This is a genomic window from Anaerocolumna sedimenticola, assembly GCF_009931695.1.
In the GTDB taxonomy this organism is placed as follows: Bacteria; Bacillota; Clostridia; order Lachnospirales; family Lachnospiraceae; genus Anaerocolumna; species Anaerocolumna sedimenticola.
The window spans coordinates 1832145-1844422 of the sequence record NZ_CP048000.1; the positions used below are offsets into that span (position 1 = coordinate 1832145).

Genomic DNA, 12278 nt, shown 5'->3' on the forward strand with positions numbered 1-12278 from the left:
TTGATAAATTTATTAGTTTTATATTTTACGAATTCCCTTAATATCACATTCTTTATCCTTTTAATGCTATTAATTGAACCATTTTTAAAAAAATACTTTTCTGCGATTTGTCTATATCGTGTTTGGGTGATATTAATGATTGGATTATTGATACCGATACGCTTTGAATTTTCAAAGGCTTTATTTTATATCAGTTCGCCGCGGATAACTGTAGAAGATAAAACCTATGAATCCAATATGCCGGGAACCCAAGAATCCAATGAAAATCCTGATGCAGCTGACTTATCACATAAACAACCCAATAATCAACATAGCAGGAGTATCTATTTTTTCAAAGAGTTACTGTCAGATATGCAGTCTCTTGTCATTCAATACAAGTATTTGCTTTTATGCCTGATTTGGATTATTGGTATTACACTTATGCTTGTTATAAACAGTATTCGATATTTCAGATTAATAAAATTGCTAAAGAGGTACTTTCTGCCAATAAACCAAACAGATATACAGCAGAAAATTATCCATTGTATGAATAGCTTAAATAATAATTACAGTAGAAATATTAATACTAGGTTTACTAAATATTGTAAGATTAATATATTTAAGTGTGCTCTTATTTCAAATCCAATGACAATAGGTATTTTTAGACCAACAATTCTTTTGCCGGATGAATCATACACGGAAAAGGACTTACATTTTATATTAGGGCATGAACTGGTACATATTCATAGAAAGGATTCCCTGGTCAAATTAGTGCGGTTAATTGTTCAGGTACTAAACTGGTATAATCCGTTTTGCTATGTATTAGCGAGGCATATAGATGATTGGTGTGAAATTTCCTGCGATGAAATGGTTCTTCGAAAATCAACGAAGGCGGATTGTCTGGATTATGGTAAACTTTTATTAAAATGTGCAGCAGCTTTGCCCAAGCAGAATACAGTATCTTTAATGAATTTATATGGAGGAAAAAATAATATGAAACATAGATTAAATTTTATTTTAGATCATAGAAAAAAACATGCCGGAAAATTACTTCTTGCACTATCTCTAAGTGTAATCTTTACAACAGTAATTGTAGCAACCGGCAAGGATGTATTGGCATCTGATAAAAATGTAAAAATTACTGGGGATTTAACTACCATACAGTTAGATGAAAAAGATAAAAATAATACTGTGGATAATACTGCAGTTACTCCTGACAGCAGTGATAGCGGTAATAATATGGCTAAAACAAATCAATATGATTCCGAAGTTATAAATTCGGAAGATGTTTCCAATACTGACACCCTGCGCAATGATGTAGTAAACTATGCGAAACAAGCGGAGGGTATTCCTTATATATGGGGAGGTAATGATCTTAAAACCGGCGTTGACTGCAGTGGATTTGTTCAGGCAGTATATAAAAAAGTCGGTTACGACTTACCCAGGACATCAGAGGAGCAAGAAAAGGTAAGTAATCAAGTATCTATGGATAATCTTCTTCCAGGTGATTTGATATTCTATGCAGATTCAAATGATAATACCATTGGGCATGTCGGAATTTATATTGGAGATAATAAAGTGATTCATGCCAAAAATCTAAGAGTTAATGTGGTAATTGAAGATATGAACTACCGTCCGCCTTATTCTGCAGGGAGAATTATTAACAATTAAAATATTAAGTCCCATTTAAGTGTATTTTAGGAAGGGGCTGTTGCAAATTTTCAAATCTATCTTACTTGGGAGAGAATGTAAACTAATTCCGGACCCGAGTCCGGTAAATTTATTATTTTGCAGCAGCCCTTTTCTTATCGGCAGGGATAAGAAATAGGAGTAGAAAGATATTTATATTGACTATTTGGTAATATTATGCTAATATTAGTACTGAATAGTCAGTATAAAAAGGAGCAGAACTATGAATCAACCTAATGCACGTGAAAAAATTCTTCAGGCTGCCATAAGAGTATTTGCAGAGAAAAGCTATGAAGGTTCGCGTATGGATGAAATATCCCGCGAAGCCAATGTGCCTAAATCGCTGATATATTATCATTTTAAAAGTAAAGCTGAAATTCTGGAGGTTTTGACTTCCAGATTTATAGATGAGTATACCGGTATTATCTCTGAAAATACGAAAGAAACACATCAGGAAAAAGCACAAGAGCTGACAGGCCGAATGAAAAATACCTATTATGAATTTGGACGGAAAAATGCGGATTTAATTCGGGTTATATTTATTGATTCACTAAAGAAATCAACGGAAAAACCTATATTATTTAAAATATTAGATGCCTTAATTGCCAAAGAAACTGAAGATAAAGCAGATATAAACTATGATATACAGGAAAGAAGAGTTGCAGAATTTTTTACAAGTTTTATACCAAGCTATGCTTATATCTGTTATGCAGAGCCATGGATGAAATATTACAATATTGAAAAAGAACAATTTGATGGATTATTTTTAAAAGTTTATGAAGAAACTCATGGAAATTACCATAAAAATCATAAATAACTAGGAAAGGTATTTTATGTGACAGTACCGCAGAACTTTCTGTGGTATGCAATTACGTAAACAATGGTGTAAATTATGAAACAGGAAATCATAAGAATTGACCTAAGTGGTGTTAATTGTTATCTTGGTAAGGAAAATGATAATTTTATCCTCTTTGATACCGGTGGGCACCTGTTTTTTGATAAGAAATTCAATAACCGCAGGGAGGCGGTGGAGAAAGAATTAGAACGCCATGGCTGTAATACCAATAATCTGAGGCTAATTGTTTTGACTCACGGTGATAATGACCATGTTGCAAATGCATCCTATTTTCGAAAAAAATATAATACCAATATAGCAATGCACCCTGCTGATGAAATTTTAGTTAATAACCCGGAGATTGAAAATTTAATGGAAAACTGTCATTATCACTCCGTTTTATTTAAAGTAGTTTTTTTGTTTATGAAGAGATTAATTAAAAAAATCGTAATTAAAACTCTTGAGGATTATGATAGTTTCAGACCGGATATCCTGATAGACGAAGGCTTTGATCTGTCTGAATTCGGGTTCCATGCTAAGGTAATACATATTCCAGGCCACACCAGAGGATCGATTGGTATAATTACTGAAATGGGTGATCTAATTTCGGGCGACACTTTTGCCAATACAGGAAAACTTGAAATCGCGCCTAACGCTTATAATTTTAAAGAGCTTATAAAAAGCATTAAAAGGATAAAATCTTTAAATAGGAAAACAATTTATCCCGGACATGGAGATCCGTTTAATTCGGCTTTATTAAATAATCTAAAATAGTAGCAAAATAAATAAATTTCAGATGCGGTGATACACCTTATCCTGTTAAATTAACAGGCAGAGTTTTTTTGTTTAAATTTCAGTTTGGGATAATGTCCGTAAGTAATGAAGAGTTTCATACTTACGAACGCTGTCCTTAAAACTGAAAAATTTTTCTTGACAATTGTACTATATAGTACTATTCTATATGAAGAGGTGATAAAGTTGAAAACATACGGAGGTTTCTTAATAACACAGATACAAAGGCTGCAGGGACGGGTATTTGAGAAAATGCTGAAAGACAGTGGTATAGAGGCGTTTAATGGTGCACAGGGCAGGATACTTTATGTACTGTGGGAACATGATAAGCTGTCTATCACCGATGTAGGCCGTCTGACGTCCCTTGCTAAAACTACGTTGACCAGTATGCTGGATAGAATGGAAGAAAGCGGGTTAGTAAGGCGGGTTCCCGATAAGAAAAACAGAAGACAGATTTTTATATCCATTACGGAAAAAGCAAAAGAATACCGGGAAATGTACGATCAGGTTTCTGAACAGATGAACGAATTATTTTATCAGGGTTTTTCTGAAACAGAGATTGAAGATTTTGAAAATAAACTAAGGAGAATTATTAATAATTTAGAAAAATAGGAGGGTTTACTATGAATGAGCAAGTAAAAAAAGATATCTTGAAACTGGTAGAAGAAAGCAGAGATGTAATAGTGTGTTCCGTCACTGAGAACGGTTATCCCAATGCAAAGTCCATGTTTAAAGCAAAACAGGAAGGGTTAAAAACATTCTGGTTTTCAACTAATGTATCTGCCGCCCGTACAGGGCAGTGGCTTAAGAAACCTAATGCATGTATCTATTTCCTCGATTCGGAGAACATACATGGTCTGATGTTAACCGGGCAGATGAAGGTATACATGGATAATGAAACAAAACAGGCTTTTTGGAAGCCGGGAGATGAGAGATATTATCCCCTTGGTCCGACGGACCCCGATTATTGTATGTTAAAGTTTACGGCAACAGAAGGAAATTACTGGGGACAGCAGAAATATCTCTTTAACGTAGATTCTGTAGAGGAGTGATCATAAAGAGCTATCATAGGTTACGATGCTGCCCCCAGAGACTGACAATGATTTAAATTTTTCGTTGGCTACTATGGGGGCAGCATCGTACACAGCTTCCCTGGCATAATGCAGGATAGCATCTGCTTTTAATTCCCTGTCTTCAATAAGAAACCTTAATTGATCAATGGTTCACCTAATCCGATTAGGCTATCTTAATTTTTTCAATAATTCCATCAATCTGTTTAACCTGATTCTCACTTAGCGGTCCGAATTCGGCAGCACGGGCTAATTCCTTAACCTGTTCTACAGTACGAAAACCGGGGATTGGTATGGTACGGTTACTCTTGGCCCATAACCAGGCCAATGCACCCTGAACCAGAGATCTACCCTCCGATGTCAGTACTTCACGAATCAAACCAAGTCGCTGCAGCAATAAAGGATTGACTTTTCCGTCTTTATAATAAAAATTCCAGTCAATATTTTCGCTTCTGATATCACCTACGATAGCAGGAGATTCATTTGTATATTTACCGCTGAGAACACCCATCGCCAGTGGTGAACGATTAATGCTTGCAAGATCGTAGGTATCGCATACCTTAAGAATATCGTCTGCGTTAATTAATACATTAAATTGATGCTGAATCACGGCACCGTTCGTATTTTTTACAAAAAAGTCAATTAAGTCAGGATGATCCGTACTCCATCCGTATGTTCTGATCTTACCTTCTTCTTTTAACTTATCTAAGGTTTCAAAAACGGCTCCGGCTTCATCTAAAGGAACAAACCATTCATGACATTGGAATAAGTCGATGTAATCGGTATTTAGTCTTCTTAATGAGTCCTCACAGGATTTTCGGATAAAATCCGGTGATACACTGTTCCCGATGCAACGTTTTGTTTCTTCATCAAAAATAGAACCAAATTTGGTTGCCAGAACAACCTGGTCTCTTACCCTGCTAAAGGCTTTGCCAAGGAGTACTTCGCTGTGACCGCATCCATAGACACTGGATGTATCGAAAAAAGTTATCCCCATATCCAAAGCGGTTAATAACGCTTTGGTGGATTCCTCATCATTAACGGTCTTAAAACCACTGAGCTGGCCGCCTTCGGAATAAAAAGGGCCGCCAATCGGCCAGCAGCCTAATCCCAATTCACTTACTTTAATATTGGATTTACCGAGTTTTCTGTTTAACATTTTCTAATTCCTCCTTATTATTTAATTTATATAGATAAATTCAAAACAACAGATTGTATCTAAACTATATAGTTCGCAATCATTGATTATGTTGATTTGTAATTAAATTATATAAGAAAAAGTTGTATGATCCGAGAACCAATAATCGGCTTTTTTGAGGAACCACTTAAGTAAAACTGTTTGAACTGGAATCAGGATGTTATAAATTCAGGCTAACGGCAGAAGAGATAGTTTTATTGGAGAGTCAAAAAGAAATATGTTCAATTACTAATTTGTATTATAGAAAATATAAAAACTAATAACGAAGTAAACAAAATACACCGAAAGGAAAAATTAAGCCGGTAATATAATTGTTTCCTTTCGGTGTATTATAGGTTATTCAGTTATATGTAATAAGTTTCAAATGAAGATGAATTTTACAGGTCAAATAATATTGGATTCATTATATCCGTATAAATTATAGATAAATTTATCCTAAATTCTTGTATTTTATGTATTATATCCTAAATCGATTAATTAACATTTGTAATTCGGAAGTTATCTTGGTTAAATTCTCGCTGGCATTTGCAATTTCTTCACTGGATGCATATTCCTCTTCCATAGCGGCAGAAGCTTCTTCTGTAGCAGCCGCATTTTCTTCTGCAGATGCAGATAGATTTTGGATCAGATCGAATATTTCATCTTTTCTATCTTTCATTCGGCTGCTGGATTGATTCAGAACATTTACAGCCTCTTTTGCATTGGTCATTGCTAATGCGATATCATTGAAATTCGTTTCCGTTACGCCTACGCTAACCGTCTGCTCTTTTACTAGGGCATCTGCTTCTTCCATTTTTGTAACAGCAGTAGCAGCGGCTTCCTTTAAGGAATGTACAATTTCATTAATGATTTTGGTTGAATCGGTGGATTGCTCAGCCAATCTTCTGATTTCTTCTGCAACTACAGCAAACCCCCTGCCATTTTCTCCTGCTCTGGCTGCCTCAATCGCTGCATTTAATGCCAGCAGATTCGTCTGTTCGGCAACGGAGGTAATAAAATCACTTGCTTCACTTATTTTTTCAGAACTCTCACTGGTTTTAAGAATGCTTTGGTAAGCAACTGATACTGCTTCTCCATTGGTTTTGGTATTAAGGGACAAGGTTTTTACCGCTGCCAGACCGTCTTGAACCAATTCGTTAACGTGATTGGTTTCTTTTGTAAGGTTTGCTATATGAGTTTTATCCGTATCAATCAGGTTTCCTAATTCCAACAGACCTTGGGAACTTTCTTCCGTATTTTCTGCCTGCTCAGTTGCACCAACTGCGATCTGATTAATGGTCTGGGCTACTTCTTGTGATGCTATGGCTGATTGCTTTGCTGTTGACGACAGTTCCTCAGCCGTTGCAGAAACCTGGTTTGCATTATCAGCAGCACTTATCAGAAGCTGTCTTACATTTTCTTCCATGGTTATCAAGGAGTTGGTTATAATCCCTATTTCATCTTTCCGTTTTCCATATTTCATAAAGTCAGCTTCACTGTCCCTGCTGAAATCCAGATCAGCCTGTTTCTTAATAGCTGCAGTAAGAGAAATAATCGGTTTGGAATTTTTGTCTCCTACAAAAACAGCAATTACCGCTACGATTAAGATAGTAATAAGAGAACAAATAATAAGTGCTGTCAACAGGTCCTTTACCGGCTTTATGTACTCTGCATCGGATATTGCCAAACCAAATTTCCAGTTTGTTGATTTTATGTTGGTCATAACGAAATGCCGCATATTACCATCATAATCCTTTAATGTAGCCAATTGATTATTATTTTCTATATTTTGTATTACATCTTTACTTGCTAAGTGTAAAACATCATTTAAATTGCTTATTTTATCTTCTTTTGGCATAAAATCATCATTTTGATGAATCATTATATTATCCTGTTCATCCACCATAAAAGCATAGCTGTTTTTGGTGGAAACGGATTTTTGGACTATCTCATTTAGTGTTCCCAATTTAACATCCATACCTATAACACCGATAAAATTACCATCAATAATAATCGGTTTTGATATTACAGTAACCATTTGTTCGGTTGTCATATCAAAGGAGGGTGAACCGTAATATAAATCACCTTTTTCTTTAGCGTTTTGAAACCATGCTCTGGTCGTACAATCGTAATCGGCCGGCGGCTGCCAGCCAGAGCCATCTAAAAAGCTCTTGTCGGCAAAACCAAAATATACATCTGAAGTGTAGGGATTTGATTTTGTTTTTGTCTCAAGATATAGTAATATTTGTTCCTTATCTAATTCTTTCTGGGATGTAATACTATCTGCAATTTCATATACTATCTGACCCTGAATTGATAACCAGCCATCGATTTCGTTGGAATTTTTCTCAGAAATATTGATTAATTTTTGATTGTTTTCTGATGAAATTATTCCGTATGACATGAAACCGATAACCAGAATGATTGCTAACAGAGTAATAATGTTCATGGATAGAAATGTTAATACCAGTTTCAATTTCATACTTTGATTTACCGTCCTTTTTTCTGCTGCTTTTTTTTCATTTGTTTTTTTCATGGTAATCTCCTCCTGCTTTTTCAGTCATTAAATTCCTTGCTTGGAAATACTTTTATGCAAAAAATAGTTATTCACAGCAAATGCTTTGAATAACTATCTTTGTTTCCGCGAAAGCAAAGTGAGAATTGGCAAGCTTGCTTGCAATAATTCGAACGTGCCCGCGAACCGAAGAAACTCGCAAAGCGTATTTCTTCCGTTTATCAGGGTACGGTAAATTAAATTTTTCTGTATGCTTTAAACTATTTATTTTACTGTATTTTGTTATGATTATATCAGATAATGTCGAAATTTGCAATCGTTATTATGTAAATATAAATAGGACATAATCTTATATATACAATAAAATACAGGGTTAATACTGATTGCATCTTATCATCAGGTACAGCATAACTTATTATGATAGAAACAATGTAAAATATTAATAGGAGGGATCGCATGTTATATGCAGAAGACTTTCGAAGTATTGCAAGAAGAGCGTTAAAAGGAAAGTGGGGACTGGCAGTAGGAACCGGATTTGTAGCAGGATTACTGGGAGCAGGTGCTAATTTAGGCAGTTCCACAAGCTTTCGATATAATGATATGGAACGTTATGCAGATTCCAATTTTGGAATAATAAGTACCTCGTTTTTTTCTATATTTTTTACGTTTATCGGTATTTATTTAATCATTATTTTTTTATTAGGCGGTGTGATCCAATTAGGTTATTGCCGGTTTAATTTGAACCTGGTTCACGGTACAGAGCCAAGGTTTGCAGATCTGTTTACTAAGTTCGATATATTCTGGAAAGCTTTTGGTATGCAGCTATTAGTAGCTATATATACCATTCTCTGGTCTTTGTTGTTAATTATTCCCGGAATCATTGCTTCCATCAGTTATGCAATGACTCCATATATATTGGAAGAAAACCCATCACTGGGTATAAATGAAGCAATAAAACAATCGAAAATAATGATGTACGGAAATAAATGGCGGTTTTTCTGCCTGGGTTTAAGTTTTATTGGCTGGATTATATTGAGTGCATTTACACTGGGTATTGGTTTTCTGTGGTTAAACCCATATGTAAGTGCAGCCTATGCAGCTTTTTATGATGATGTTTCCGGTAAAAATATAACTTCGGAAAGAAATGACAGACAGGATGACAGGATAGGTTAATATCATTCCATCCTGTATAAAAAAGATGAGAAAAAGAACCAAACCATGGTATGCTCTCCTTGTGGTAGACGGAGAGCGGTTCAAAGCAGGTTTTGGTTCTTTTTTCAACTTTATAATGCAATTATTTTAAGGCGAAAAAAATATTTTTAGCAGCGGTATATATTTTTTATTAAAATTGATACATAGACATGAGAAAAAAAGTGAATTCTATGAAAGAAATAAAGTTTTTGTATCTTTCAAATGTTATTTTTTATCACAGAATAGGTAATGGGAAACAAGTATGTAATATTATATACCATGTAATCATCTATCTATCACGGAAAAACGAAAGGAGTAAAATGAGCAAAGTACTGTATATTAAAGCAAATGCCAAACCGGAGGGTACTTCGAGAACTTTTAAAATATCCGATGCCTTTATAAAAGCCTATAACGAAAATCACCAAGGGGATGAAATTATAACGCTGGACTTATACAAAGAAAATATTCAGTTTCTTACGGAAAAAGATATTAATACAGTTTTTGGACCTAAATCTGATGACAGCAGGAATCATCCTATTTTAAAATATGCATATCAGTTTATGGAGGCTGATAAAATAGTTATTGCCGCTCCTCTATGGAATTTAGGTGTACCCGCCATCTTAAAAGCATATATTGATTATATTTCCGTATCCGGAATTACTTTTAAATATACCGCAGAAGGACCCGTTGGTTTATGCCAGGGAAAAAAAGCAATTCATATTGTTGCAAGAGGCGGTGCATATACGGAGGGACAAGCAGCCGGTTATGAAATGGGTGACAGATATTTAAGAATTCTTTTCGGATTTTTTGGTATAGTGGATTTTACTACCATAGCAGCAGAAAAATTAGATGTAGTCGGTGAAGACGTTGAGGGCATTGTAAATATTGCGATTCAGAAGGCTCTTAAAGAAGCACTGGAATTTTAAGTTAAAAAAAGATTCAACCTGTTAAAGGTTCTGAGTCTTTTTTTATTGTTTGAATGAAGGAATAGAATGAAGCAATAAACAGAAGCAATAGAATAACGTTATGTATGAATTACCAGAATAATAGAAAAGAACTTTGACAATAATGGGGTTTTGCATAATAGAAAATACTATTTTACAAAACCCCATCTTTATTTAATTAAAACAATTACAGTAGGAGGACGTTTATAGATTAAAAATCAGCTTTCCAAAGTCCGTGTAAATTACAGTACTCATAAACAGTTCCGGATTTTACTTCCTCAAATTCAGCTTTGGGTTCCATGCCGGGTTCCAGATATTTTAACTGAACCGCATCTTCAGTTACTAAAGCAATCCATTCAATGTAATGTTCCGGAAGGGATGGATGAAGAACAGAACCAACAGTTACTTTTATTTTGCCATCTTCTTTTGTTACTACCGGAACATGTTTTTCTTTTGCTCCGTCGGAAGTATTTGCTTCCAGCTTAGTCATTTCATCTCCGCAGCAGGAGAGTGTACCACCGCCGTTCTTAATTAATGCCACCATATTTCCACAATGTTTACAACGAAAAAAATTTACATCTGCCATATTAAAATTCTCCTTTTAAATTATATTATTTTTTATTTATTTTAAAATGTTATCTAGGTTATTAATTATAATATAAAAACTTCCAATTAGTCAAAAACAATGATTGCCTGTTTGCGTTTTATTCTTAATAGAATACTTTCCATAACGCGGAAACTGTGGTTTAAATCTTTTTGCTCCAGATAAGCGCAAGTTAAATCCTGACCAATTACAAGGTCCATATTTCTTGCTTCGGGGCAAAGGATAACGGCTTTATTGTTACCTAACACCGATGAGAAAAATACATTGCCCTTTAATAATTTATTAATGCGTTCAATTTCCAATAAACCGGTTCCGGGTTGGATTCTCTGTAATTGCATATAAAGATCCGGGCTTAGTATTAAAGCATAAGTTCCATAAACACCTTTTATGGAAAATAGCTCCAATGCAGAGGCAATATCGGAAAATGCATTTTCACCGGTTGACCAATCGCTTTTTTTAAGTTTATTTATACCGGAAGCTGTAAATAGACCCTCATATCCATAAGATTCATTTCCAAAAAAGATAAATTGGTCTTCCTTTTTGGAACAAACCTCTGCAGCATATGCCGCTTTAGATAAATCAATGGGATATCCTAACTTCTGACTGTTTTCCAAATCCTTTGACAGAAGAGTAAAATCCTCATAAATGGTAGGAATTTCAACATATTTTCGCCCTTTGGTGGTTATAAATCCTTCTTCTATGACTTCATCCAAATTATCTGAGTCATCGACAGGAATACTTGTTGTACCTATCCCAAGGGGACCGAAGATATGCAAAAATCTCCTGGATACTAAAACATTACGTGCGGTATCTATAACATGGGAATCAATTTGGTTCCACAATTCATCCGGTAAGTTAGAGTTTTCTCTTGATAAATAGCTCATGTATATACACCTCCTGGACTTTTTATTTCTTTAATAAACTACCAACGGTATTAAGATTTGAGGTTGTTGCTGCCTGTCCGGAATCCTGACTGGTGATACCTAAATCTTCTAACATCTCTTTAACTTCAGTTTCCCCGGATACAAACATCTCTGCTTCGGTAGGATCCAGGATCTTAAGCAGAGTCATTAATTCGCCTACATGAGCTTTTTCTTCATCTCTGATATCTGCTATCACTTTTTTTGCAATCTCCTCATCCGTAGCCTGAACGTGTGCATCATATAGATAAATAGCTTCTAACTCTCCTGCAATGTCAAGGCGAATTGCTTGTATCAGTTCTTCTTTTGACATTTTTCTTTCAACATTACCCTGAAAAGGGTTTCCAAAAGCTGGCATTTTACTTTACCTCCTCAATAATAGTAATTATTACTGTTATTATTATATATCCAAAATTTATAAATTGCAATACCAAATTAAAGAAAATAATAAAATAATTTTTATTTTTCTTTTAATAGTATTCCACGATATTAGATTTATGACTAGTTCCTTTTTGAGGATGCTCTTTTTAAATCATCCCTGTAGAGCAACTGGTCATTCACA

12 protein-coding genes are annotated in these 12278 nt (G+C 34.8%); 7 read left to right on the forward strand and 5 right to left on the reverse strand.

Annotated elements, in window-relative coordinates:
• The 5 genes from Ana3638_RS08215 (at position 1) to Ana3638_RS08235 (ending at position 4347) form a co-directional block, all read left to right on the forward strand.
• Positions 1-1650, forward strand: a complete 1650-nt coding sequence (locus Ana3638_RS08215; RefSeq protein ID WP_161837591.1) for a M56 family metallopeptidase — start codon at positions 1-3, stop codon at positions 1648-1650.
• Positions 1651-1891: 241 nt separating this feature from the next.
• Entirely contained in the window at positions 1892-2485 is a 594-nt protein-coding gene (locus tag Ana3638_RS08220; RefSeq protein ID WP_161837592.1) for a TetR/AcrR family transcriptional regulator, read from the forward strand.
• 75 nt (positions 2486-2560) lie between these two features.
• Positions 2561-3277, forward strand: a complete 717-nt coding sequence (locus Ana3638_RS08225) for an MBL fold metallo-hydrolase (protein ID WP_161837593.1) — start codon at positions 2561-2563, stop codon at positions 3275-3277.
• A gap of 270 nt (positions 3278-3547) precedes the next feature.
• Positions 3548-3907 carry a MarR family transcriptional regulator gene (locus tag Ana3638_RS08230; protein WP_456298145.1) on the forward strand — a complete coding sequence of 120 codons (360 nt, stop codon included), beginning with the start codon at positions 3548-3550 and terminating at the stop codon, positions 3905-3907.
• A gap of 11 nt (positions 3908-3918) precedes the next feature.
• Complete coding sequence (locus Ana3638_RS08235; RefSeq protein WP_161837595.1) at positions 3919-4347, forward strand: pyridoxamine 5'-phosphate oxidase family protein; 429 nt, start codon at positions 3919-3921, stop codon at positions 4345-4347.
• Positions 4348-4531: 184 nt separating this feature from the next.
• Here Ana3638_RS08235 and Ana3638_RS08240 read toward each other — a convergent pair whose 3' ends face one another.
• Entirely contained in the window at positions 4532-5524 is a 993-nt protein-coding gene (locus Ana3638_RS08240) for an aldo/keto reductase (protein WP_161837596.1), read from the reverse strand.
• A 496-nt stretch (positions 5525-6020) separates the two neighbouring features.
• On the reverse strand, positions 6021-8078 hold the full coding sequence (locus tag Ana3638_RS08245) for a methyl-accepting chemotaxis protein (protein WP_161837597.1): 2058 nt from the start codon (positions 8076-8078) through the stop codon (positions 6021-6023).
• A gap of 435 nt (positions 8079-8513) precedes the next feature.
• Between Ana3638_RS08245 and Ana3638_RS08250 the strand changes: the two genes are divergently transcribed.
• Positions 8514-9230, forward strand: coding sequence for a DUF975 family protein (locus tag Ana3638_RS08250; RefSeq protein ID WP_161837598.1), 717 nt, complete (start codon positions 8514-8516; stop codon positions 9228-9230).
• Positions 9231-9568: 338 nt separating this feature from the next.
• Positions 9569-10174 (forward strand): FMN-dependent NADH-azoreductase, encoded by a 606-nt coding sequence (locus Ana3638_RS08255; protein ID WP_161837599.1) that lies wholly within the window; start codon positions 9569-9571, stop codon positions 10172-10174.
• A 229-nt stretch (positions 10175-10403) separates the two neighbouring features.
• Here the strand turns inward: Ana3638_RS08255 and Ana3638_RS08260 are convergent, their stop codons facing one another.
• From Ana3638_RS08260 to Ana3638_RS08270, 3 genes are all read right to left on the reverse strand, one after another.
• Positions 10404-10778: a desulfoferrodoxin gene (locus Ana3638_RS08260; protein WP_161837600.1), complete on the reverse strand. Its 375-nt coding sequence runs from the start codon at positions 10776-10778 to the stop codon at positions 10404-10406.
• Positions 10779-10864: 86 nt separating this feature from the next.
• Positions 10865-11680: a family 1 encapsulin nanocompartment shell protein gene (locus tag Ana3638_RS08265; protein WP_161837601.1), complete on the reverse strand. Its 816-nt coding sequence runs from the start codon at positions 11678-11680 to the stop codon at positions 10865-10867.
• A 22-nt stretch (positions 11681-11702) separates the two neighbouring features.
• Complete coding sequence (locus Ana3638_RS08270) at positions 11703-12074, reverse strand: demethoxyubiquinone hydroxylase family protein (RefSeq protein WP_161837602.1); 372 nt, start codon at positions 12072-12074, stop codon at positions 11703-11705.
• Positions 12075-12278: the final 204 nt, after the last annotated feature.

Excerpts from the sequence above, each read along its gene's own strand:
- Ana3638_RS08220 (WP_161837592.1), top strand. The coding sequence starts at position 1,892 with ATGAATCAACCTAATGCACGTGAAAAAATTCTTCAGGCTGCCATAAGA.
- Ana3638_RS08225 (WP_161837593.1), top strand. The coding sequence starts at position 2,561 with ATGAAACAGGAAATCATAAGAATTGACCTAAGTGGTGTTAATTGTTAT.
- Ana3638_RS08230 (WP_456298145.1), top strand. The coding sequence starts at position 3,548 with ATGCTGAAAGACAGTGGTATAGAGGCGTTTAATGGTGCACAGGGCAGG.
- Ana3638_RS08235 (WP_161837595.1), top strand. The coding sequence starts at position 3,919 with ATGAATGAGCAAGTAAAAAAAGATATCTTGAAACTGGTAGAAGAAAGC.
- Ana3638_RS08240 (WP_161837596.1), bottom strand. The coding sequence starts at position 5,524 with ATGTTAAACAGAAAACTCGGTAAATCCAATATTAAAGTAAGTGAATTG.
- Ana3638_RS08245 (WP_161837597.1), bottom strand. The coding sequence starts at position 8,078 with ATGAAAAAAACAAATGAAAAAAAAGCAGCAGAAAAAAGGACGGTAAAT.
- Ana3638_RS08250 (WP_161837598.1), top strand. The coding sequence starts at position 8,514 with ATGTTATATGCAGAAGACTTTCGAAGTATTGCAAGAAGAGCGTTAAAA.
- Ana3638_RS08255 (WP_161837599.1), top strand. The coding sequence starts at position 9,569 with ATGAGCAAAGTACTGTATATTAAAGCAAATGCCAAACCGGAGGGTACT.
- Ana3638_RS08260 (WP_161837600.1), bottom strand. The coding sequence starts at position 10,778 with ATGGCAGATGTAAATTTTTTTCGTTGTAAACATTGTGGAAATATGGTG.
- Ana3638_RS08265 (WP_161837601.1), bottom strand. The coding sequence starts at position 11,680 with ATGAGCTATTTATCAAGAGAAAACTCTAACTTACCGGATGAATTGTGG.
- Ana3638_RS08270 (WP_161837602.1), bottom strand. The coding sequence starts at position 12,074 with ATGCCAGCTTTTGGAAACCCTTTTCAGGGTAATGTTGAAAGAAAAATG.